Annotated in this window: 18 protein-coding genes; 9 read left to right on the forward strand and 9 right to left on the reverse strand. The window is 69.1% G+C overall.

Features of this window, described 5'->3' with window-relative positions:
* Window positions 1–35: 35 nt before the first annotated feature.
* The 3 genes from FBZ89_RS08855 to purQ all read right to left on the reverse strand — a co-directional run bounded on the left by FBZ89_RS08855 (window position 36) and on the right by purQ (window position 3,319).
* The gene (locus tag FBZ89_RS08855; protein ID WP_040846404.1) at window positions 36–272 is read right to left on the reverse strand and encodes a BolA family protein; all 237 of its coding nucleotides are present in this window, start codon (window positions 270–272) and stop codon (window positions 36–38) included.
* 144 nt (window positions 273–416) lie between these two features.
* Entirely contained in the window at window positions 417–2,633 is a 2,217-nt protein-coding gene (gene purL, locus FBZ89_RS08860; protein ID WP_145749644.1) for a phosphoribosylformylglycinamidine synthase subunit PurL, read from the reverse strand.
* Window positions 2,630–3,319 carry a phosphoribosylformylglycinamidine synthase subunit PurQ gene (gene purQ / locus FBZ89_RS08865; RefSeq protein WP_145749645.1) on the reverse strand — a complete coding sequence of 230 codons (690 nt, stop codon included), beginning with the start codon at window positions 3,317–3,319 and terminating at the stop codon, window positions 2,630–2,632. Before purQ ends, purL begins: the two co-directional genes overlap by 4 nt.
* A 291-nt stretch (window positions 3,320–3,610) precedes the next feature.
* On the opposite strand from purQ, the gene FBZ89_RS08870 reads away from it, so the two are divergent.
* Window positions 3,611–5,002, forward strand: a complete 1,392-nt coding sequence (locus FBZ89_RS08870; protein WP_145749646.1) for an NAD-dependent succinate-semialdehyde dehydrogenase — start codon at window positions 3,611–3,613, stop codon at window positions 5,000–5,002.
* A gap of 55 nt (window positions 5,003–5,057) precedes the next feature.
* Here FBZ89_RS08870 and galA read toward each other — a convergent pair whose 3' ends face one another.
* Window positions 5,058–7,604, reverse strand: coding sequence for a beta-galactosidase GalA (gene galA, locus FBZ89_RS08875; RefSeq protein WP_145749647.1), 2,547 nt, complete (start codon window positions 7,602–7,604; stop codon window positions 5,058–5,060).
* Window positions 7,605–7,902: 298 nt separating this feature from the next.
* On the opposite strand from galA, the gene FBZ89_RS08885 reads away from it, so the two are divergent.
* Both FBZ89_RS08885 and FBZ89_RS08890 read left to right on the forward strand, forming a co-directional pair.
* On the forward strand, window positions 7,903–8,103 hold the full coding sequence (locus FBZ89_RS08885) for a DUF5397 family protein (protein ID WP_145749648.1): 201 nt from the start codon (window positions 7,903–7,905) through the stop codon (window positions 8,101–8,103).
* Between the two features lie 2 nt (window positions 8,104–8,105).
* Window positions 8,106–8,393, forward strand: a complete 288-nt coding sequence (locus FBZ89_RS08890; RefSeq protein ID WP_145749649.1) for a virulence factor — start codon at window positions 8,106–8,108, stop codon at window positions 8,391–8,393.
* Here FBZ89_RS08890 and map read toward each other — a convergent pair.
* Together map and FBZ89_RS08900 are read right to left on the reverse strand one after the other, a co-directional pair.
* Window positions 8,377–9,159, reverse strand: coding sequence for a type I methionyl aminopeptidase (gene map / locus FBZ89_RS08895; protein WP_145749650.1), 783 nt, complete (start codon window positions 9,157–9,159; stop codon window positions 8,377–8,379). The genes FBZ89_RS08890 and map overlap by 17 nt on opposite strands.
* On the reverse strand, window positions 9,159–9,380 hold the full coding sequence (locus FBZ89_RS08900) for a ParD-like family protein (RefSeq protein WP_145749651.1): 222 nt from the start codon (window positions 9,378–9,380) through the stop codon (window positions 9,159–9,161). Before FBZ89_RS08900 ends, map begins: the two co-directional genes overlap by 1 nt.
* Before the next feature lie 187 nt (window positions 9,381–9,567).
* On the opposite strand from FBZ89_RS08900, the gene FBZ89_RS08905 reads away from it, so the two are divergent.
* From FBZ89_RS08905 to FBZ89_RS08925, 5 genes are all read left to right on the forward strand, one after another.
* On the forward strand, window positions 9,568–10,491 hold the full coding sequence (locus tag FBZ89_RS08905; protein ID WP_145749652.1) for an ImuA family protein: 924 nt from the start codon (window positions 9,568–9,570) through the stop codon (window positions 10,489–10,491).
* 3 nt (window positions 10,492–10,494) lie between these two features.
* Complete coding sequence (locus FBZ89_RS08910) at window positions 10,495–12,195, forward strand: Y-family DNA polymerase (protein WP_145749653.1); 1,701 nt, start codon at window positions 10,495–10,497, stop codon at window positions 12,193–12,195.
* Between the two features lie 144 nt (window positions 12,196–12,339).
* On the forward strand, window positions 12,340–15,615 hold the full coding sequence (locus FBZ89_RS08915) for an error-prone DNA polymerase (protein WP_145749654.1): 3,276 nt from the start codon (window positions 12,340–12,342) through the stop codon (window positions 15,613–15,615).
* 66 nt (window positions 15,616–15,681) lie between these two features.
* Complete coding sequence (locus tag FBZ89_RS08920) at window positions 15,682–15,927, forward strand: type II toxin-antitoxin system Phd/YefM family antitoxin (protein WP_145749655.1); 246 nt, start codon at window positions 15,682–15,684, stop codon at window positions 15,925–15,927.
* Entirely contained in the window at window positions 15,924–16,310 is a 387-nt protein-coding gene (locus tag FBZ89_RS08925; RefSeq protein WP_211115157.1) for a type II toxin-antitoxin system VapC family toxin, read from the forward strand. Before FBZ89_RS08920 ends, FBZ89_RS08925 begins: the two co-directional genes overlap by 4 nt.
* Before the next feature lie 19 nt (window positions 16,311–16,329).
* On the opposite strand, the gene FBZ89_RS08930 is transcribed toward FBZ89_RS08925, so the two are convergent.
* Window positions 16,330–16,875, reverse strand: a complete 546-nt coding sequence (locus FBZ89_RS08930; protein WP_211115158.1) for a MarR family winged helix-turn-helix transcriptional regulator — start codon at window positions 16,873–16,875, stop codon at window positions 16,330–16,332.
* Window positions 16,876–17,159: 284 nt separating this feature from the next.
* Here FBZ89_RS08930 and FBZ89_RS08935 point away from each other — a divergent pair, with 284 nt between their 5' ends.
* Window positions 17,160–17,957 carry an SDR family NAD(P)-dependent oxidoreductase gene (locus tag FBZ89_RS08935; RefSeq protein ID WP_145749657.1) on the forward strand — a complete coding sequence of 266 codons (798 nt, stop codon included), beginning with the start codon at window positions 17,160–17,162 and terminating at the stop codon, window positions 17,955–17,957.
* 94 nt (window positions 17,958–18,051) lie between these two features.
* Here FBZ89_RS08935 and FBZ89_RS08940 read toward each other — a convergent pair whose 3' ends face one another.
* Window positions 18,052–19,512 (reverse strand): esterase/lipase family protein, encoded by a 1,461-nt coding sequence (locus tag FBZ89_RS08940; RefSeq protein ID WP_145749658.1) that lies wholly within the window; start codon window positions 19,510–19,512, stop codon window positions 18,052–18,054.
* Between the two features lie 39 nt (window positions 19,513–19,551).
* Entirely contained in the window at window positions 19,552–21,855 is a 2,304-nt protein-coding gene (locus FBZ89_RS08945; RefSeq protein WP_246172099.1) for a TonB-dependent receptor, read from the reverse strand.
* Window positions 21,856–21,976: the final 121 nt, after the last annotated feature.

Consider the following 21,976-nt stretch of genomic DNA (forward strand, 5'->3'; position numbering starts at 1 on the left):
GAATAGCCGGCACATCGCCCCGCGATGGTCGCGGATCAGTCTTGCGTGGCCGCCGTGGTCAGGGCCAGGGCGTGCAGTTCATTGCCCATGCGGCCGCCCAGGGCCGCGTAGACCATCTGGTGTTGCGCCACCCGGCTCTTGCCCTTGAAGGCAGCCGCGGTGACGTAGGCGGCATAATGGTCGCCGTCGCCCCGCAGATCCTCGATACGCACCTCGGCGCCCGGAATGCCTTCCCGGATCAGCCGCTCGATTTCAGAGGCGTCCATGGCCATGTGGTTTGTCCTTTTTCTCAATCGCCGGCGGGGCATCCGCCCCTTGGCTATCCTCGTTCCGCTCCTGGCGGTGCTCACTCCGGCGCCCGCAGTCGCGGGCTACGGCCGGCATGGGCAAGCCCACGCCGGCAGCTCATGCCTTGATCAGGCGGCGTCGCCGGCCATGTAGCCGGGCAGCCAGCCTTCGTGCACCTGGCGCAGGTCGGCCAGCGCCAGGGCGCCGCCGCCCAGGCCGGTGATGGCGGTGCCGCCCACCGTGCCCAGGGTGGTGACCGGTACACCGGCGGCCTTGGCGGCGTCGGTGACGGCGGCCACGTCGCCGGCGGCGGCGGTGACCAGGTAGCGGCCCTGGTCCTCACCGAACAGCAGGCCGGCGTCGGCGTTCGCCAGGCCGGTCAGGGTGATACCCTTCTTGCCGCGTAGCGCCATCTCCGCCAGGCCCACGGCCAGGCCACCATCGGCCAGGTCGTGGCAGGCGGTGAGATTGCGGGCCTCGATCAGGCCGCGCACCAGATCGCCGGCGCGGCGCTCGGCCGCCAGGTCGACCGACGGCGGGGCGCCTTCCTCACGGCCGTGGACCTCGCGCAGGTACAGCGACTGGCCGACATGGCCTTCCGTCTTGCCCAGCAGCAGGACCACGTCCCCCTCGGCCTTGAAGCCGCTGCCGATGGCGAGCGTGCTGTCCTTCAGCAGGCCCACGCCGCCGATGGCGGGGGTGGGCAGGATACCTTCGCCATTGGTCTCGTTGTACAGGCTGACGTTGCCCGACACGACGGGGAAGTCCAGGACGCGGCAGGCCTCCGCCATGCCCTCGATGCAGCCGGCGAACTGCCCCATGATGCGGGGCTTCTCCGGGTTGCCGAAGTTCATGTTGTCGGTGATGGCCAGCGGCAGGGCGCCCACGGTGATGATGTTGCGGTAGGCCTCGGCCACCGCCTGGGCGCCGCCGCGCACCGGGTCGGCGTAGCAGTAGCGCGGGGTGCAGTCGGTGGTCATGGCCAGCGCCTTGGGCGTGCCGTGCACCCGCACCAGGGCGGCGTCGCCGCCCGGGCCGATCATGGTGTCGGCGCCCACCTGGCTGTCGTACTGCTCCCAGATCCAGCGGCGGGAGGCCAGGTCCGGCGTGCCCATCAGGGCCAGCAGGGTGTCGCGGGCCGACGCCTTCAGCGGGGCGTCCGCCGCGGCGATCTCGGGCTGCGGCGGGGTGGGCTCGGTCGGGCGGTTGTACAGCGGCGCCTTGTCGAACAGGGGCGCCAGCTCCACGTCGCACCAGGTCGCCCCGTGCATGCGGATGACCATGCGGCCATTGTCCGTTAGCTTGCCGATGACGGCGAAGTCCAGTTCCCACTTGTCGAAGATGCGCTTGGCCTCTTCCTCGCGGCCGGGCTCCAGGATCATGAGCATGCGCTCCTGGCTTTCCGACAGCATGATCTCATAGGGGGTCATGCCGGCTTCGCGCTGGGGAACGGCGTCGAGGTCCAGGTCGATGCCCAGGCCGCCCTTGCCCGCCATCTCGACGGAGGAGGAGGTGAGGCCGGCTGCGCCCATGTCCTGGATGGCGACGATGGCGTCGGTGGCCATCAGCTCCAGGCAGGCCTCGATCAGCAGCTTCTCGGTGAAGGGGTCGCCCACCTGCACCGTCGGGCGCTTGGCCTCGCTGTCCTCGGTGAACTCGGCGGAGGACATGGTGGCGCCGTGGATGCCGTCGCGGCCGGTCTTCGATCCCACGTACACCACGGGCTTACCCACGCCGGCGGCCTTAGAATAGAAGATCTTGTCCGTCTGGGCCACGCCCACGGTCATGGCGTTGACCAGGCAGTTGCCGTTGTACGCCTTGTGGAAGTTGGTCTCGCCGCCCACGGTGGGCACGCCGACGCAGTTGCCATAGCCGCCGATGCCGGCCACCACGCCCGCCACCAGGTGGCGGGTCTTGGGGTTGGCGGGCTCGCCAAAGCGCAGGGCGTTCAGGTTGGCCACGGGGCGGGCGCCCATGGTGAAGACGTCGCGCAGGATGCCGCCCACGCCCGTCGCGGCACCCTGGTAGGGCTCGATGAAGCTGGGGTGGTTGTGGCTTTCCATCTTGAAGATGGCGGCCTGGCCGTCGCCGATATCGATGACGCCGGCGTTCTCACCGGGGCCGCAGATGACCCAGGGCGCCGTCGTCGGCAGCTTCTTCAGCCACACGCGCGAGGATTTATAGGAGCAATGCTCCGACCACATGACGGAGTAGATGCCCAGTTCCGTCAGGGTGGGCGTGCGGCCCACGCTTTCCAGCATGGAGGCGTATTCGTCGGGCTTCAGGCCGTGCTCGGCGGCCAGTTCGGCGGTGACGACGGGTTCTTTGGCCGGCGTATGGCTCACGACAGGCTCTCCAGCAGGCTGGTAAACAGGGCGCGGCCATCGGTGTTGCCGTGCTGCGGGTCAAAGGCGCGTTCGGGGTGGGGCATCATGCCCAGGACGGTGCGCGTCTCATTGAAGATGCCGGCGATGTTGTTGGTGGCGCCGTTGGGGTTGCCGGCCGCGTTCACCACGCCGTCGGCGTCGGTGTAGCGGAAGGCCACGCGGCCCTCGCCTTCCAGGCGCTTCAGCGTTTCCTCGTCCGCGACGTAGTTGCCTTCGCCATGGCCCACCGGAATGCCGATGTGCTGGCCCGGGGTGTAGTGGCGGGTGAAGGCGCTGTCGGTGTTCTCCACCTTCAGGTCCACCGTCTTGCAGATGTACTTCAGCGACTGGTTGCGGATCAGCGCGCCGGGCAGCAGCCCCGCCTCCGTCAGGATCTGGAATCCGTTGCAGACGCCGATGACCTTCACGCCCTTGGCGGCCCGTTCCTTCACCACCCGCATGACGGGGGAGTTGGCGGCCATGGCGCCGCAGCGCAGGTAGTCGCCGTAGGAGAAGCCGCCGGGAACGGCGATGACGTCGACCTCGGGCAGGTCGGTGTCGCGGTGCCAGGCGTGGAAGGTCTTATGGCCGGAAACCTGTTCCAGGGCCACGGCGATGTCCCGTTCACAGTTGGAACCGGGAAAGACGATGACGGCGGACTTCATGGGGGCCGCATATCCAATCGTTGGAGGCCGGGGAAGGCGGGATTCCCGCCGATCTTAAGCCGGCGCTGCACCCGTCGTCTTGTGGGGCGGAAGCTAGCCGCGCCGCCCAGTGAATGCAAGGTGCCGGGGTGGGGGGCTACCCCGCGCGGATGTGGGGCGTGGTGGTCGCTAGGGATGGGTCGGTCCGCACCCCCGTGGAGGCCTTTGATGCACCTCATGGCCCCCGGCGGGCGCGGGTGGTCGGATGGCGCAGGCCGGCCCCGGGGCCGGCCCCCAACGGAGGACGACGCCATGCCGTACGCGACCACCAATCCCTATACCGGCGAATTGCTGAAGACCTTTCCCGACGCCACCGACGCGGAAGTGGACCGCGCCCTGACGGACGCCCATGCCGCCTTTCTGGCCTGGCGGGAAACACCCTTCGCCCACCGCGCCGGCATCATGCGGAAGACGGCCGACATCCTGCGGGCCGAGGCCGACGCCTATGCCCGGCTGCTGACGCTGGAGATGGGCAAGCTGTTCACCGAGGCGAAGGCGGAGGTGGAGCTGTCCGCCCGCATCTTCGAATATTATGCCGAGAAGGCGGAGACGCTGCTGGCGCCGGAGAAGCTGCCGGTGGCCGACCCGGCGGAGGGCGAGGCCGTGCTGGTGTGCGAGCCGTTGGGCGTGCTGCTGGCCATCGAGCCGTGGAACTTCCCCTATTACCAGATCGCCCGCATCATCGCCCCGCAGCTGTCCGCCGGCAACACGATGCTGCTGAAGCACGCCTCCAACGTACCGCAGTGCGCCGCCGCGTTCGAGGTGCTGATGCGTCAGGCGGGCTTGCCCGACGGCGCTTTCCAGAACCTGTACGCCACCCGCCACCAGATCGAGCGCATCCTGAACGACCCGCGCGTCCACGGCGTGGCCCTGACGGGGTCGGAGGCGGCGGGTGCGGTGATCGCGGCCCAGGCGGGCAAGGCGCTGAAGAAATCCACCATGGAACTGGGTGGGGCCGACGCCTTCGTCGTGCTGGCGGACGCGGAGCTGGACAAGACCGTCAACTGGGCGGTGTTCGGCCGGCATTGGAACGGCGGCCAGGTCTGCGTCTCCTCCAAGCGCATGATCATCGTGGATGAGGTCTATGACCAGTTCCTGGACCGTTACATCAACGGCGTCGCCGGCCTGAAGGCGGGCGATCCCTTCGACGCCACCACCACCCTGGCGCCGCTGTCGTCGCAAGGGGCCGCCGACGAGGTGAAGCAGAAAATCCGCGAGGCGGTGGCCCATGGGGCCAAGGCGACGGAAGTGGGCCCCAGGGTTCCCAACCAGGGCGCTTTCGTCCAGCCCACCATCCTGACGGATGTGGGGGAGGACAACCCCGCCCGCTATTGGGAATTCTTCGGTCCCGTCTCCATGCTGTTCCGCGCCAAGGACGAGGACGACGCGGTGCGCATCGCCAACGACTCCCCCTTCGGCCTGGGCGGCTCCGTCTTCACCCGCGACACCCGGCGCGGGGCGGCGGTGGCGGCCCGCATCTCCACCGGCATGGTCTTCGTCAACCACCCGACCATGGTGAAGGCCGACCTGCCCTTCGGCGGCATCCGCCGTTCCGGCTATGGCCGCGAATTGCTGGGCCTGGGCATCAAGGAGTTCGTGAACCACAAGCTGATCGACGTGGTCGACATCGACGCGCCGTTCTGAGCGAAGACGGCCCCCTGGCGCGGACGCCATGCCGCGCCAGGGGGCTTATAGGTCGTCAGGCGAGGCCGACGCTGGCCACCAGCGCCGCCTTTTCCAGCGACAGCTCCACCGTCGCCGCCTTCAGCCCCTCGGCCTTGGCGGTCACGCGCACCGTGCCGGCTTGCTTGCCCGTCTGCACGATGGCGCCGCACAGGCCCTTGAAGGCCTTGCGATAGGGGGCGTGGTCGGGTTCCAGGCTGGTGGGGTCGCCGTTGCCGACGCCCAGCAGGCGGGCGCCGCCTTCGATGGTGAAGGTCACCAAATGGTCGGCGTCGGGCACCAGGCGGCCCTTGGCGTCGACCACGCTGGCCGACAGCACGGCCACGTCGTCGCCATCGGCCCGCAGCGTCACGCGGTCGGCCGTCAGGGTCAGGGCATGGGCCGGGCCGGCGGTTTCCTGCCGCTGGGTCAGCACGCGGCGGCCGTCTTTGTAGCCGTGGGCCTCGATGGCGCCCGGCTGGTAGGGCACGGTCCATTCCAGGTGGCGGTTGCGGGTGACATCCTTGCGACCCAGGCTGCGGCCGTTCACGAACAGCTCCACCGCGTCCAGATTGCTGTGGCACCAGACGGCGATGTCCTGGCCCTCCCGCCCCGGCCAGGTCCAGTGCGGGAACAGGTGCAGGTGCGGCTGGTCCGGCCGCCACCAGGCGCGGTAGTAGTGGTAGTTGTCCTTAGGGAAACCGCACAGGTCCAGGATGCCGAAGTTGGACACGGTGTTGGGCCAGTCGATGAACGGCGTCGGCTCCCCACGATAGTCGAAGCCCGTCCAGGCGAAGCCGCCGGACAGGAAGGGGCGGCTGTCGTAGAAGGTCCACCACTGTTCCGCCGTGCTGGCCCACTTGGGGTATTCGGTGTCATAGGCGGGGACGTAATGGCGGGCGTCGTCGTGGGCATAGACGCCGCGGGTGCAGACGGTGCTGGCCGTTTCCGTGCCGATCATGGGCTGGTTGGGGAAGCGGGCGTGGAAGGCGTCGATCTCATCCAGGTAGTAGTTGAAGCCCATGACGTCCAGCACCGGGCTGGCGCCCTGGCCGAACTTGCCGTTGAACGCCTCCGTGACCGGGCGGGTGCCGTCCAGGCGGTACACCGCGCGCTTCATGCTGGCGGCGATGCGGGCGCCCTGTTCCGTGCCGCGGTGGATTTCCTCGTTGCCGATGCTCCACAGGAAGACGGAGGGGCGGTTGCGGTCGCGCCGCACCATGCGCTCCAGCTGGCTCATGCCCTCCGGGTTGCTGGACATCTGGCGGGTTTCCTCCATCACCAGGATGCCCAGCCGGTCGCAGGCGTCCAGCAAGGCCGGCGCCGGCGGGTGGTGGGTGGTGCGCCAGGCGTTGGCGCCCATCTCCTTCAGCCGTTCCACGCGATAGGCGTGCAGCCGGTCGGGCACGGCGAAGCCCACGCCGGCATGGTCCTGGTGGTTGCAGGTGCCCTTCACCTTCACCGGCCGCCCATTCAGGAAAAAGCCCTCGTTGGCGTCGAAGCGCAGGGTGCGGATGCCGAAGGATGTGTGATAGCGATCGATCACCGCCCCGCCCACGCTGACCTCCGTCACCAGGGTGTAGAGCTTGGGCGCCTCCAGCGACCACAGGGCGGGTGAGGCCAGGGTGGCGGTTTGCACCACGGCACCCGTGTCCCATTCGCCCAGCGCCAGGGGTGTCGCGTCCAGCCGCAGGGCGGCCGTGCCGTCGGGGGCCAGCACCGTGCTGCGCACCTTGATCTCCGCCGCCGGGCCCTCGTTGGCCAGCTCGGTGGTGATGGTGAGGTCGGCACTGCCGGGCGTCACCGTGCTGCGCACGAAGGTGCCCCATTGCGGCACATGGGCGGGCGCGGTCTTCACCAGCCAAACATGGCGATAAAGGCCGGCGCCTTCATAGGACCAGGCCTCGCCCAGGGTGGCGTCCACGCGGATGACCAGGGTGTTGGCGCCGCCCAGGAGGACGAAGTCGGTGATGTCCACGCGGAAGGGGGCGTAGCCGCTTTCGTTGGTGGCGACGATGAAGCCGTTCAGCACCACCAGGCAGTTGCGGGCGACACCGTCGAACTCCAGCGACAGGCGCCGGCCGGCGTCCGTGGCGGGCAGGGTGAAGCTGCGGCGGTACCAACCCACGCTGGTCTCGGGAAACTGTCGCCCCAGGGGCTTGAAGCCCTGGTAGGCCATGGCCTCCGCCGCTTCCTTGCCCGGCAGCCGCGCCTGGGTGAAGGGCAGGTCCACCGCCCAGTCGTGCGGCAGGGTGACGGCGGCCCAGTCCTTGTCGTCGAAATCGGCCTTGGCTACCGGTGCGCTGAGGTCGCCGGATTTGGCGTAGGTGCTGCGGTCGGTGCCGAAGCCGAAATCCTGCAGCGGGTCGGCGGCATGGCCCAGATGGAAGCGCCAGCCCTCGTTCATGCGCAGCCGTTCCCGCGGGGCCAGGTCGGCGGGAACGGGGGCGGGTGTGGCGGCGGCGACCTGGGGGATCGCCGCTGGTGCCGGGGCGGCCCCCGCCGGCGCCACACCCAGTGCCGCCCCGAGGGTGGGCAGCGTGGCGGCGGTGGCGAGCAGGCGGCGGCGGGTCAAGTCGGGCATGGCAAGCGTCCCCAGGAGCGGCGGTTTAGATAATATATAATATCCAATCTGTGTCGCGTAAAAGCCTTAAGACCTTCAAGGTGCTTGATCGGCGGAAGCGGTCGGATACACGCTGGCGATCTATAGCCGGGAGGGGGCCATGCGGGTCGCGAAGTGGGGGAATAGCCTTGCGTCCGGCTGCCCGTGGCGGCGGTCGACGCTCTGGAATTGAAAGAAGGCGATGAGATCGAAATCCGTGAAGCGGGTTTGGAGATGGCAGGACGATGGACTATCATGAGGATCAATGGAGGATAGTGCGATGCAGCTTCAGGGCTTCGTGCCGCAAGGCATTATTGGGACTTGGCGGCGCTTCGGCGTTGTCGGCCCAGTCTATGAAATCGTCAGCAAGGAAAAAGATCTTCCCGACGGTGACACGTTGATGCGTGTCCGTGTTGTTGAGACGGGTGAAGAGGTTGCATACAAGTTGACGGATATCTTGGATGACCCGAAGGAGCGCTAACGTTGTTCGCCATAGCCTTTGATCTGATAGTGGCCGACACGGTTCAGCATCACCCTAGCCATAATGCCTCCCAGGCTTACGCTGATATCCGCGCGACCTTGACTGGTCTTGGCTTCGAGTGGCGACAGGGTAGTCTCTATACGACCGACAACGACAGCATGGCATCGATCTTTGCCGCTATTTCGGCGCTGAAGGCATTGCCCTGGTTTCCGCTGTCTGTTCGCGACATTCGAGCGTTCCGCGTCGAAAACTGGTCCGACTTCACAACCATTGTTAAAGGGGGGGGATAGCCCGCCGCTTGCGTTCCTCCGCGCGCAAGGTCAGGACGCGCACGCCGGTGGCGGTCACGGCCACGGTGTGTTCGAACTGCGCTGACAGCTTGCCGTCCACCGTCACCACCGACCAGCCGTCGTCCTTCGTCTCCACCCGGGCGCCGCCCTGGTTCAGCATGGGCTCGATGGTGAAGACCATGCCCGCCTTCAGGCGCAGGCCCGTGCCTGGCTTGCCGAAGTGCAGGATCTGCGGTTCCTCGTGCATCTCCCGGCCGATGCCGTGGCCGCAATATTCCCGCACCACGGTATAGCCGTTGCGCTTGGCGTGGCGCTCGATGACATGGCCGATGTCGCCCAGGTGGGCGCCGGGGCGTACCTGGCGGATGCCGTGCCACAGCGCCTCGTACGTCGTCTGCACCAGGCGCCGCGCGGCCGGCGCCACCGCGCCGATCAGGTAGGTCTTGCTGGAATCGGCGATGTAGCCGTTCTTTTCCAGCGTGATGTCGAAGTTGACGATGTCGCCGTCCGCCAGGATGTCGGTGGCGGAGGGCACGCCGTGGCAGACGACGTCGTTGCGGGAACAGTTCAGGACGTAGCCATAGCCGTACTGCCCCTTGCTGGCGGGGCGGGCGTTCAACTCGTTGACGATGTAGTCCTCGACCCGGTCGTTGACCGCCAGCGTGCTGAGGCCGGCCAGGGGCATGTCGTCCAGCATGTGGAAGACGCTGGCCAGCAGGCGCCCGGCCTCACCCAGCTTTTCGATCTCGTCGGGGCGCTTGACCATTATGGGGTGGGTTCCAACGGGCGGGGTTCCGGTTCCAGATGGACGGAGGCCATCTTCAGCTGGATGCGCAGGATGTCGTTCAGCGACAGGGTGGGGTTGGCTTCCGCCAGCATGCCGATCTTCATCCAGTATTCGGCCTGGGCATTGATGGACCGGCACAGCACGGTGCTGGCCTTGCGCACCTCCTCATGCAGGTCGTCGTCGATCTTCACGATGCCCATGGGGCTCTCCGATATATGAAACGTATACGTTTCATATAGGGAGTGGTTCGGGGGCGTCAACCGGCGCTGTCGATTCCGGATAGTCCGATTTTAGGGTGTCGACTCATCTTGACCGGGCCGGCGACTCCGGATTAGAACATAACAAGAACATTATCCCGCGCCCCTGAGAGACCAAGGCAGCATCCCCATGCCCGCCATTCCTCCCCCCATTTCCGCAACCAGGCCAACACCTTGCCCTGAAGAAGGACAGTCTGAGGGTGCCCTGGACCGTCAGCGCCTGCTGGCGGTGTTGCGGGAACAGGTGCGCGCGGTGGAGGCGCCGGGGACCGGCCGGGGCGTCGTGCCGCTGGGGGTGCCGGCGGTGGATGCGCATCTGCCGGCGGCGGGGGGCGTCAACGGCCTGCCGCGCGCCGCCTTGCATGAGGTGGCGGCGGCGGGCGATCTCGACGCGGGTGCCGCGACCGCCTTCACCGCCCTGCTGGCCGCCCGGCTGGCGGAACAGGTGCGCGGCCCCATCCTGTGGATGACCCGGGCACCGGACCTCTACGCCCCCGGGCTGGACGCCCAGGGGGTGGGGCCCGGCCGGCTGGTGGTGGTGCACGCCACAAGCGAGGTCGATCTGCTGTGGGCCATGGAGGAGGCGTTGCGCTGCCCGCGCGTGGGCGCCGTGGTGGGGGAGGCCGGCGGGCTGGACCTGACGGCCAGCCGCCGCCTGCACCTGGCGGCGGAAACGGGTGGCGTGCCGGGACTGCTGTTGCGCCTGAATGCGGACAAGGGGGGCGCCATGAAGGGCTTGAAGGGTGCTGGGCGGGGCAGCGGGCGGGGCAGCACCCAGGCCACCGCCGCCGTCACCCGTTGGCAGGTCGGCACGGCGCCCATCCACGATGATGGCAGCGCCGCTTCGGCCTTCACCGGTCCCGCTTGGCGGGTGGAGCTGTTGCGCTGCCGCGGCGGCCGGCCGGGGGCATGGACCCTGTATGAACGCGAGGGTTTGCGGCTGGAGGCGGCGGGCGAGGTGGCCGTGCCGGCGCCGGAGACGCCGCCACCAGCTTCGGCGGTGGTTCCGTTCGCCCCGACCCCGCTTCCCCCGACTTGGCGCGCGGTGGGCTGAGCCATGCGCCGCATCCTTTCCCTCTGGCTGCCCACCTTCGCCACCGACCGCGTGCGCCGGGGGCTGACGCCGCCGTTGGCGACTGACGCCCCCCTGGTGATCCGCCTGTCGGACCGGGGGCGCCTGACCGTGGCGGCGGTGAACGCGGCGGCGCGGGCCAAGCGCCTGGTGCCGGGCATGGGCCTGGCCGACGCCCGCGCGCTGGAGCCCCAGGTGCGGGTGGTGGACGCCGATCCCGAGGGCGATGTCGCGGCGTTGGAGCGGCTGGCCGACTGGGCCCGGCGCTACACGCCCTGGACGGCGGTGGACCCCAGCGATCCGCCCGGCTTCGGCCCAAAGGGTCTTGGTGGGGGCCCCGGTCTTCTCATGGACATCACCGGCTGCGCCCATCTGCTGGGTGGGGAGCATGAGCTGTTGCTGGACCTGGAGCGCCGCCTGGTCAAGGCGGGGTTCGAAGCGCGGGCCGCCATCGCCGACAGCATCGGCGCCGCCTGGGCGCAGGCCCGCTTCGGCGTCCAACTGGTGGTGCCGCCGGGCGGGGCGGCGGAGGCCCTGGCCGACCTGCCGTTGCCGGCTTTGCGCCTGGGCGGCGATCTGGTGGCCAGCCTGCGCCGCGTGGGCCTGCGCCGGGTGGGCGAACTGATGCGCATGGCCCAAGGAACCAGGGGGGGTGAGGGATCCAAGAATCGGGCGGCGCTGGCCGCGCGCTACGGCGCCCAGGTCGCCCTGCGCCTGGACCAGGCCCTGGGTTGGGTGGATGAGCCGCTGTCGCCCCGCCGTGCGCCCACCCGCCACACCGCCCGCCTGACGGTGGTCGATCCCCTCTCCACGCCCGAAGGCCTGGCCCAGGCGGTGCGCCACCTGTTGGGCCGGGTGGCGGCCAGCCTGACGGCGGCGGGGGAGGGCGCGCGGTCGCTGGAGCTGGAGGCCTGGCGCATCGACGCCGGCCATGACGCCCCGCCCCAGGTGCTGAGCGTGGGCGCCAGCCGCCCCAACCGCGACCCCGCCCATCTCTGGCGCCTGCTGGAACCGCGCATGGACCAACTGGAGCCGGGGGCGGGCTTTGAAACCATGGCCATTTCCGTCACCCACGCCGCCCCCTTCGATGGCGGCCAGGCGGTGCTGAGCGGCGACGGGCTGGCCGACCTGGCGGGGCCGCCGGCGGCGCAGGCGGGGGCGGCGGCCGGTGCCGGCAACCCCCTGGTGGCCGACCCGCCCATCGCGGAACTGGTGGACCGGCTGGGCGCCCGCCTGGGTCATGGCCGGGTGCTGCGCCTGCTGCCCCGGCAAAGCTGGATACCGGAACAGGCGGTGCGGGCGGTGCCGGCCGAGGCGCAGGACAACAGCCCGCCAGCGGCCCCGCCGGCGGCCGCACCGCTCGCCTGGCCGGCCGACCGGCCGCGCCCCATCCGCCTGCTGCCCCGGCCGGAGGCGGTGGAGGTGGTGGCCCCCATCCCCGACGACCCGCCCCTGCTGTTCCGCTGGCGCGACCAGACCTATCGCGTGGGCCGGGCCGAGGGGCCGGAGCGCCTGCTGCCGGAATGGTGGGAGGGGGGGGAGCGCCGCCCCAACCCGAACCCCGAGCCCCGCGACTATTACCGGGTGGAGGATGCCGAGGGCCGGCGCTTCTGGCTCTATCGCCTGGGCCTCTACCACGCCGGCGGCCCGCCGCCCCGCTGGTTCCTGCACGGCTTTTTCGGGTGATGCTCACCACCCCCCAAGAATTTATCCCGGAGCACAGCGACTAGGCCGCGACCGCGGCCGCCGGAAGTTTCTGGGGAGCGCAGCGGACCGGAAACTGAGGACAAGCCAAGCCAGCGGATGCTGGCGCCCGGCGTCTGAGGGAACATGCAAAGCTACTCAGAACTTCAAGTCGCCAGCAATTTCAGCTTCCTGCGCGGCGCCTCCAAGGCCGCTGACCTGGTGGAGGCGGCCAAGGTCTTGGGGCATCGCGCCATGGCCTTGACGGATCGCAACAGCCTGGCGGGGGTGGTGCAGGCGCATGCGGCGGCGCGCGACCTGGACTTCCGCCTGGTGGTGGGCGCGCGGCTGGATTTGACGGACGGCCCCTCGCTGCTGTGCTGGCCCATCGACCGCGCGGCCTATGGCCGCCTGTCCACCCTGCTGACGGTGGGCATGCGCCGGGCGCCCAAGGGGCAATGCTTCCTGACCCGCGCGGATGTCGAGGCCCATGCCGCCGGCCAGATGATGGCGGTGGTGCCACCCGACAGTCTCGACGCGGGTTTCATCGAGGATCTGGCCGATTACCGCCGCCGCTTCGGCCGCACCCTCAGCCTGTGCCTGACCCATCGCTACCAGGGCGACGACGCCCGGCGGCTGGACCGGCTGGCGGCTTTGGCCGAGGCGCACGGCCTGTCGCCGCTGGCCACCAACGACGTGCATTACCACCATCCCGACCGGCGGGCGTTGCAGGACGTGATGACCTGCATCCGCGAGCATTGCACCATCCAGACGGCGGGCTGGCGGCTGGCCGCCAATGCCGAGCGCCACCTGAAACCGCCGGAGGAGATGGCGCGCCTGTTCCGCCGCCACCCCCGCGCCCTGGCCCGCATCCGCGACATCGTGGAGGCCTGCACCTTTTCCATCAGCGAATTGCGGGCCGATTACCTGTACCCGGCGGAGGTGGACGCGGGCGACACGCCGCAGGCGCGCCTGGCGCGGTTGACGGCGGAGGGGGCGGACAAGCGCTACCTCAAGGAGCGCTGTCTGGACAGCGTGCCGGAGGATGTCCAGAAGCAGATCGACAAGGAATTGGCCCTGATCGGGGAACTGGGCTACGCCTCCTACTTCCTGACGGTCTTTGAGATCGTGAGGTTCGCCAATGAGCAGGGCATCCTCTGCCAGGGGCGGGGATCGGCCGCCAATTCCGCCGTCTGCTACTGCCTGGGCATCACCTCCATCGATCCGGTGGAAAGCGGTTTGCTGTTCGAGCGCTTCATCTCCAGCGCGCGCAACGAGCCGCCGGACATCGACGTGGATTTCGAGCATGAGCGGCGGGAGGAGGTGATCCAGCACATCTACGGCAAGTACGGCCGCGACCACGCCGCCATCGCCGCCACCGTTATCTGCTACCGCTCGCGCGGCGCGGTGCGCGACGTGGGCAAGGCCATGGGCATGAGCCAGGACACGGTGGGCCAGCTGTCGGCCATGATCTCCGGCTGGGGCACCGGCACGCCGGAGGAGGAGCGGGCACGGGAGGCCGGGCTGGACCCCGACGACCCGCTGCTGCGCCAAGTGCTGGATCTGACGGGGAAGATCTCGAAATTCCCCCGCCATCTGTCGCAGCATGTCGGCGGCTTCGTCATCACGCCCAAGCCGTTGGCCACCTTCTGCCCCATCATGAACGCGGCCATGGAGGACCGGCAGAACATCGAATGGGACAAGGACGATCTGGACGCCGCCGGCCTGATGAAGGTCGATGTCCTGGGCCTCGGCATGCTCAGCTGCCTGCGCCGGGCCTTCACCCTGTTGCGGGATCATTATGGCCGCGACTTGACGCTGGCCACCATCCCGCCAGACGATGTGGCGACCTATGACATGCTGTGCGCCGCCGACACCCTGGGCGTGTTCCAGGTGGAAAGCCGGGCGCAGATGTCCATGCTGCCCCGCCTGCGCCCCCGCGAGTTCTATGATCTGGTGGTGCAGGTGGCCATTGTCCGCCCCGGGCCCATCCAGGGCGGCATGGTCCATCCCTACCTGCGCCGCCGCCAGGGGCTGGAGCCGGTGGACTATCCGTCCGAAGCGTTGAAGAAGGTGCTGAAGAAGACGCTGGGCGTGCCCCTGTTCCAGGAACAGGCCATGCAGATCGCCATCGTCGGCGCCGGCTTCACCGGGGCCGAGGCCGACGCCCTGCGCCGGGCCATGGCCAGCTTCCGCAAGCTGGGCGACATCGACACGTTCGAGGAGAAGTTCCGCGCCGGCATGCTGAAGAACGGCTACACGGCGGACTTCGCCGAGCGCTGCTTCAACCAGATCAAGGGCTTCTCCACCTACGGCTTCCCGGAAAGCCATGCCGCCAGCTTCGCCAAGCTGGTTTACGTCTCCGCCTGGATCAAGTGCCACTACCCCGATGTCTTCGCCTGCGCCCTGCTGAACAGCCTGCCCATGGGCTTCTACGCCCCGGCGCAGATCGTGCGCGACGCCCGGGAGCATGATGTGGTGGTGCTGCCGCCGGACGTGAACCATTCCGATTGGGATAGCCGGCTGGAGCCGCCGGCGCGGGGGCAGCGGTTCCAGACCCTGCGCCTGGGCCTGCGCCTGGCCAAGGGCCTGAGCGAGGCGGCGGTGCAGCCCTTGCTGGAGGCGCGGGGGCATGAGCCCTATGCCAGCCCGCACGACCTGTGGCGCCGCGCCCGCCTGGCGCCGCGCACCCTGGAACTGCTGGCGGAGGCCGACGCCTTCCAGTCCATGGGCCTGGACCGGCGCCAGGCGCTGTGGGCGGTCAGCGCCTTGGGCGAACGGCTGCCGCCCCTGTTGGACCTGGCGCTGAACGCGGAGGAGGAGGGGACTGGCGACCCCTGGGCGGAGGACCCGTCCATCGCCACCCTGCCGGCCATGACCCTGGGCGAGCACCTGGTGGAGGACTACACCCGCCTGTCCCTGTCCTTGAAGCGCCACCCCATGAGCCTGGTGCGCGACGACGTGGTGGCCCGGCTGGAACGGTTCGCGGCCAAGCCGCAGGAGAAGATGGTCCGCCGCTATCCCCTGATGCGCATGGAGACGCTGGAGACCCTGGCCGACGGCAGCCGCGTGGCCCTGGCCGGCCTGGTGCTGGTGCGCCAGCGGCCGGGCAGCAGCAAGGGCGTCATCTTCATCACGCTGGAGGATGAGAGCGGCATCGCCAACCTGGTGCTGATGCCCGAGACCTTCACCGCCTTCCGCCGCCACATCCTGGGCAGCCGCCTGCTGCTGTGCCTGGGGCGGGTGGAAAAGGTCATCGCCCCCACCCAGGACCAGGGCCCCAGCGCCACCCCCGTCACCCATGTGCGCGCCGAACGCCTGATCGATTATTCCGACCTGCTGTCCCGCCTGGACGAACCCACCGGCGCCGCCCCCGCCCGCCGCGCGGACGCGACCTTCCCCGATGGACGGAACTTCCGGTGATGTTGACCAACTCGACCAATTGGCGCCCCTGTGATATATTTGGTCAAGTTGGTCAGGAGAGGTGCCATGGCTGATCCCGTTAATCTTTACGACGCTAAGACGCATCTGTCGCAGTTGGTTGAGCGGGCCGCCGCGGGTGAGGAAATCATCATAGCGAAGGCTGGACGCCCCATGGCCCGTCTCGTGCCGCTGGAGGCGTTGGAGGGGCCACGCGTGCCTGGCTTATGGAAGGGCGAAATTGAAATCGGTCCCGACTTCGACGCGCCATTGCCGGACGAAATCGCCCGCGCTTTCGGAAGTGGCGTGTCGTGAGACTATTGATCGACACGCACATCCTGCTTTGGTGGATGACGAACGATCCGGCGCTACCGGCCATCGCCAAAGCGACTCTCCAAGACCGACGTTCACAAATCTTCGTAAGCGCGGCATCGATTTGGGAAATCTCAATCAAGCAGGCCCTGGGTCGACTGAAGTTTCCATTGGACGGCATTGAAGAACAGCTGGCGAAAGCGGGTTTCACGCCACTCGGTATCAATGTCGCCCACGCGGCGAGGGCAGGCACCCTGCCGCCGCATCACCAGGATCCATTCGACCGCATGCTTGTCGCTCAAGCGCAACTCGAAGGACTGACGCTGGTATCCGTCGATGCAATCATGCGCCGGTATGCCGTTGCCATCCTTGGGCACGACGGTTGAGCATTGGAAAAGGTTTTAGCTACTTCCCCCGCTTGAACGCCTCGGCGAATTCCTCCGACGCCACGATGGCCAGGGCGCGGCGCAGGGCGGCGGACTCCTCCACGCCGAACAGGGCGTCGAAGCGGCTTTGGGCCACGTGCCACAGCGCCTGGCCCTCCGCCTGCTTGGCCTCGCCCTTTTCGGTCAGGCGGGCGCGCTTGACGCGGCGGTCGCGGGCGTCGGGCACCAGCTTGACATAGCCGTCGCGGATCAGCGGCTTCAGGGTGTGGCCCAGGGCCGACAGGTCCATGACCATGGCGGCGGCCAGGTTCTGCAGCGTGCCGGCGGCGGGGTCGGACGCGGCGGCGGCCAGCTTCAGGTGGGTCAGCAGGGTGTGCTGGGTGGGCATCAGGCCGGCCGGCGCCGATATGTCGCCGTAGAGCTGGCCCAGGCGGCGGGCGGCGCGGCGCACGGCGGTGTTGGTGCAATAGTCCCAGCCCCAGCGGTCCGACTGGCCTTCATTCGACGCCGCCGCCGCCGGGGCAGGTGCTGTGGGAGCGGCGGCTGTGGGGGCGGGCTCATCCAATTCCGTGATCCTTTCAAAACCGGCGTTTCCAAGACCAGCGGGCCAGAATAGGCGCCCCCGGCGGCAAGGGCCATTCCCACCGTCACAGGGGGGCACCCATCCCCGTGCGTCGTCATATGGGCCAGCCAGCCCGGCGACGGCGCCCGCCCTGCAATGCCCCCGGCGCGGGGCTTGAGGTTCACAAGCCCGATTGACTTGCATGATAATAGTAGCATATACCAGTTTCGTGATCAACGACGCCGACGGCGCCCTGCTTCCACCGCTTCTTCCAAAAGGAAACTCCCATGAGCACCAAAGGTACCGCCCTCGTCACCGGCGCCTCTTCCGGCATCGGCGCCACCTATGCCGACCGCCTGGCCCGCCGCGGCTATGACCTGATCCTGGTGGCGCGCAACCAGGACCGGCTGGAGGAGGCCGCCGCCCGCCTGCGGGCCGAGACCGGCGTCAAGGTCGATGTCCTGCCGGCCGATCTGTCCGTCCAGGCCGATGTGGAGACGGTGGAACGGCGCCTGCGCGCCGACGCCGCCATCACCCTGCTGGTGAACAACGCGGGCCTGGGCCCCAAGGGGGGCTCGCTGGACAGCGACATCGCCTACCAGGACACCATGATCGCGGTGAACGTCACGGCGGTGAACCGGCTGGCCATCGCCGCCACCGACGCCTTCGCCGCCAAGGGGGCCGGCACGGTGGTCAACGTCGCCTCCGTCGTCGCCCTGATCCCGGAGATGTTCAGCGCCACCTACGTCGGCACCAAGGCCTTCGTCCTGGCGCTGACCCAGTCGCTGCAGGCCGAGACCGCCAAGGCCGGCAAGGCCGTGAAGTTCCAGGCCGTGCTGCCCGGCCTGACGCGGACGGAGATTTTCGAGCGCGTGGGCAGGTCCTTCGACGACATGGACCCGAACATGGTCATGGAGGTGGGCGAGATGGTGGAGGCGGCGCTGGCCGGCCTGGACCAGGGTGAGCTGGTTACCATCCCCTCGCTGCCCAACCCGGCGGAGTTCGACGCGCTGAATCAGGCCCGCTACGCCCTGGGCCCCAACCTGTCGCGCAACCACGCCGCCGACCGCTACAAGGCCGGCTGATCTCATACCAGCGGCATGAGGTTGGCCTCATGCCGCTATAGGCCGCGACTGCGGCCGCCGGACCTTTGGGGGGAGCATCAGCGGACCATGAGTATCAGGGCGTATCGACGTCCGTCCCGCTGGGCTTGCGGTCCTTGAAGTCCAGCGGGGCGGGCGTCACGGCGCCCAGGCGGAAAACCGCCCGGTCGATGTGGCGCCTCAGCACCACGTCGATGTAGGTCGTCTCATTGGGCCGCAGGGCCACGGCCAGGCCGGCACCGTCGGTGCGGAACTCCACCGGGGCATAGCCGACGAAGCCGTCGCCGGCGGCGGGCCGCGCCTGGACGCGCAGGCCGAAATGGGCGCCGGGCAGCCGCGCCATGACGTCGTAATCCAGGTAGTAGACCAGGCAGTTGGGCGAGACGCTGTTGCGTTGCCGGTCGACGAAGAAGCCCTTGGGCAGGTCGTCCGGGGTGTAGTCCGGGCCGCCCAGCAGGTAGAGGTCGAAATCGTTCACTGCGTCGCCCTGGTCGTCGCGAATGCGGAAGACCAGCTGGCTGTGGCGCTGCCCCTCATCCGGCCGGGCCAGGGCCACGGCCTGCTGGGTGGCGTCGGTCAGGGCCGAGAGAGCCGCCACGCGGGCGCCATAGGCCGCCGGGCTGTCGACCTGCAGGCAGCGCAGGATTTCCGCCACCACCGGCTTGGCGGCGGCGTTGCCCGGGGTGACGCTGCCCATGATGCCCAGGCTGTCGCCGGAATGGCTGGCGTCGGGAATGACGCCGAAGGCCAGGGGCGGCTGGGGCGTCCGGGGCCCGCCGTCGGGGCTGAGCGCGGCGGCCGGCTGCGCGTCGAAGTGCGGGTGCGGGTTGACCACCGCCGCCGCCGTCTCATTCAGCCTCAGGAACAGGCAGTTCAGGTTGGCCCCCGCCACGCGCACCACGCCGTCCGACCCTTCCTCCGCCAGGTAGGAATTAAGGAAGTCGTAGAAGTGGGTGTCGATGGTCTGCCCGGTCAGCACGAAGGGGTAGAGGTCCACGGCCATGGGGTCGTAGTCCAGCCAACGGCCGTTCAGGCGCCACTGGTCGGCGCTGCCCAGGGCCAGCCAATCCAGGATGCGCTCCCCCGGTTCCACGCCGTTGAAGAAGGCCTTGATGCGGCCCACCCGCTCCTTGCCCAGGGTGGCGAGGGGGGAGCCGTGATTGGCCGGCGCCAGCATGACCAGGTGGCGCAGCGGCGAGGGGCCCAGTCCGGCGCCGGTATCCAACATGCGCGTCACCCATTCCCGCACCACCGGGCCGCCGGTGGAATGGGCGACGCAGGAGAAGTCGGGCAGGGGCGTCCCCGCCGGGGCGCCCGGCGGCAGCAGCGCGTCGCGCAGCGCCTGGTCGAAGGCCCGCACCACGTCGGCCATGGTAACGGCATCCTGGAAGCTGACGTAGCTGCCCAGGTGGATTTGCACCACCGTCAGGTTCAGGCCGGGCGCCGTCAGCGCCGCCTGCGCCGGCAGGGCGTCAGGCAGGCCGCCGTAGGTCGCGGTGCTGGTGACGCTCCAGCCGTGCACGAAAACCAGGATCATGGGCTTCCCCAGCGTTACCCCGCCGCGCAGCATAACCCCTTAATACGCGACCCGCACCCGCACGCCATACAGGCGGGGAGGGCGGATGCTGGCGGTGTTGTAGCCCGCGCCCAGGCCCTGCGGCGGCTGGAAACCGCTGGTCACCACCGCCTGGTTCTCCACGTTGTTGACGTAGCCGGTCAGGCTCCACCACGCATGGTCCGGGGTGTAGGTCAGGCGCAGGTTGGTCATATGGTACCCGCCCTGCAGTTGCTGCGGCGCGTAATCGTACGCGGTCTGGTAGGAGGAGGAGAGGTGCACATCCGCCGCCGCCGTGACGGTGCCGCCGCCGTCCAGGCGGAAGTCGTGCTGGTAGCCGACAATGGCGGTCCAGCGCGGGGCGTTGATGGCCGGCTTGCCGGCGCAATCCACCGCCCAGATCTTGGCGGCGCCGATGGGCTTGGGCACGGCGGCGGCCGAGGCGTTGGCGTAGGCGCAGCCCACGGCCGGCGGGGCCCCCAGGCCACTGTAGTAGCGGTAGTGGAAGTCGTCGTAGGCGGTGTCCAGATACTGGCCGCTGGCGGTCAGCAGGTCGTCCGCCGTCACCTGCCACTTGCCGTCCACGGCCAGGCCGCGCATGTGCGCCCGCCCGGCGTTCTGCGTCACCAGCAGGGCGGCGTAGGGCGCCAGCGGCACGCCGGTCTGCACCGGGGCGGTGTAGGTGATCTGCTGGTCGCGGTATTCGTAATCGAACGCCTCCAGGTTCACCTGGGCCTTGCCGCCCAGAAGGCTGTTCTTCAGGCCCACGGTGTAGGCCGTGAGATGCTCCGGCCCATAGTAGTCGCGCTGGTTGACGGGGGAGGAGAAGAAGCCGCCCGCCTTGAAGCCGGTGGCGACGCTGGCATACAGCAGGGAACCGGGGGCCACGTCGTAATCCGCCCCCACCTTCCAGTTGGCACTGTTCCAGTCGTGCCTGTCCTGGCGTGGCAGCAGGGTGGGGAAGGCGGCGGTGAAGGTGTTGCTGCCGAACAGGATGGTTTGCGCCTTCTCCTCATGCGACAGGCGGCCGCCGGCCGTCAGGCGCAGATCCGGCGCCACGGCGTAGGTCACCTGGCCGTAGGCGGCCTCGGACTCGGTGTTCAGGTCGCCCTTGCCCACGGCGTGCTGGATATAGTTGTCGTAATATTGGTTGGCGTAGAGCTTCTCGTTGAAATAGCTGACGCCACCCACCCAGCTCAGCGGTCCCTGGCCGTTAGAGGTGAGGCGCGCATCGACGGAGGTGGCGCGGGAGCGGCCCGTGAGGCTGTAGGCGCTGGGCACATAGGCCAGGTAATCCTCATCCATGCCGCGATAGGCCGGGGTGAGGGTCAGGGTGGCGAAGCTGAACTCCTTCACGATGTCGGCCTTCAGGCCCCAGGACTTGTCGTCGATGAAGCCGTCGTTCCGGGCGTTGCGGATCAGCGGGTTCAGGCGGGCCAGCCGCGGCAGGGCGGCGTAATAGGCCTTCACCGCCGCCGGGTCGGACGGGCCGATCCAGGGGTTGTCGCCGTTCACGAAGGGATACTGCACCTGGGCGTCGCCCTTGCCGCCCCGGTGGGCGTAGTCGGCGGCCAGGCGCACATGCAGATCGTCCGCCGGTTCCAGCTGCACCTGCACGCGGCCGGCCTGGCTCTGGTCGTCGTCATAGCCGTCGGAGAGATAGCCCTTGCGGTCCACCACCTGGGCCGCCACGCGCAGCGCCGCCTTGTCGGCCAGCGGCACGTTCAGGGCGCCCTCGCCCTTGCGCAAATTGTAGTTGCCGAACTCCAGCGAGGCGTGGCCCGAGGTCTGGCCCAGCACCGGCACCTCCGGCACGACGTTCAGCACGCCGGCCGAGGCGTTGCGGCCGTACAGCGTGCCCTGCGGCCCGGGCAGCAGCTCCAGCCGCTGCAGGTCATAAAACGCCAGGCTGGCGCCGGCTGGGCGGGGGACGTAGACGCCGTCCAGGTTGAAGGCCACCGACGGCTCGGCATAGCTGCTGATGATGTAGCTGCCGATGCCGCGCACGTAGAGCTGCGGCGTGCCGCCGGCGGCCGGTGCCACCACCAGGGCGGGCAGGGCGCGGGCCAGGTCGGCGGTGTTGGTCAGGCTGCCGGCCGCCAGGCTGTCGCCGGTCACGGCCTGCACGGCCACGGGGGCCGACTGCAGCGTTTCCGCCCGCTGTTCCGCCGTGACCACGATGTCTTTCAGCACGGCGTCGGATGCGGCGTCCGCCGGGTCGGCGCCGCCGGTGGCGCCCGCGGCGGCGGCATAGGGGGCGGCAAAGGGGGAGGCGGCCAGAAAAAGGGTGGCCATGGCCGTCGCCGGCCGGAACAGTCGGTTCATCTGTGTCCCCAACGCATGGCGCCATTGGCCGGACCCGGGCGGGGGCCGGGGCGCCGCTTGGGCGGACGCCATTCGTGCCTATGCAGACGGGGGGCAGGAGACAGAAAAGAAGCGTTCCGCG

The sequence above is a fragment of the Nitrospirillum amazonense genome (assembly GCF_007828045.1).
GTDB lineage: Bacteria > Pseudomonadota > Alphaproteobacteria > Azospirillales > Azospirillaceae > Nitrospirillum > Nitrospirillum amazonense_C.

What these genes read in the sequence shown, in the direction of transcription:
- FBZ89_RS08855 (WP_040846404.1), bottom strand. Translation starts at nt 272, where the DNA reads ATGGCCATGGACGCCTCTGAAATCGAGCGGCTGATCCGGGAAGGCATT.
- purQ (WP_145749645.1), bottom strand. Translation starts at nt 3,319, where the DNA reads ATGAAGTCCGCCGTCATCGTCTTTCCCGGTTCCAACTGTGAACGGGAC.
- FBZ89_RS08870 (WP_145749646.1), top strand. Translation starts at nt 3,611, where the DNA reads ATGCCGTACGCGACCACCAATCCCTATACCGGCGAATTGCTGAAGACC.
- galA (WP_145749647.1), bottom strand. Translation starts at nt 7,604, where the DNA reads ATGCCCGACTTGACCCGCCGCCGCCTGCTCGCCACCGCCGCCACGCTG.
- FBZ89_RS08885 (WP_145749648.1), top strand. Translation starts at nt 7,903, where the DNA reads ATGCAGCTTCAGGGCTTCGTGCCGCAAGGCATTATTGGGACTTGGCGG.
- map (WP_145749650.1), bottom strand. Translation starts at nt 9,159, where the DNA reads ATGGTCAAGCGCCCCGACGAGATCGAAAAGCTGGGTGAGGCCGGGCGC.
- FBZ89_RS08900 (WP_145749651.1), bottom strand. Translation starts at nt 9,380, where the DNA reads ATGGGCATCGTGAAGATCGACGACGACCTGCATGAGGAGGTGCGCAAG.
- FBZ89_RS08905 (WP_145749652.1), top strand. Translation starts at nt 9,568, where the DNA reads ATGCCCGCCATTCCTCCCCCCATTTCCGCAACCAGGCCAACACCTTGC.
- FBZ89_RS08910 (WP_145749653.1), top strand. Translation starts at nt 10,495, where the DNA reads ATGCGCCGCATCCTTTCCCTCTGGCTGCCCACCTTCGCCACCGACCGC.
- FBZ89_RS08915 (WP_145749654.1), top strand. Translation starts at nt 12,340, where the DNA reads ATGCAAAGCTACTCAGAACTTCAAGTCGCCAGCAATTTCAGCTTCCTG.
- FBZ89_RS08920 (WP_145749655.1), top strand. Translation starts at nt 15,682, where the DNA reads ATGGCTGATCCCGTTAATCTTTACGACGCTAAGACGCATCTGTCGCAG.
- FBZ89_RS08935 (WP_145749657.1), top strand. Translation starts at nt 17,160, where the DNA reads ATGAGCACCAAAGGTACCGCCCTCGTCACCGGCGCCTCTTCCGGCATC.
- FBZ89_RS08940 (WP_145749658.1), bottom strand. Translation starts at nt 19,512, where the DNA reads ATGATCCTGGTTTTCGTGCACGGCTGGAGCGTCACCAGCACCGCGACC.
- FBZ89_RS08945 (WP_246172099.1), bottom strand. Translation starts at nt 21,855, where the DNA reads ATGAACCGACTGTTCCGGCCGGCGACGGCCATGGCCACCCTTTTTCTG.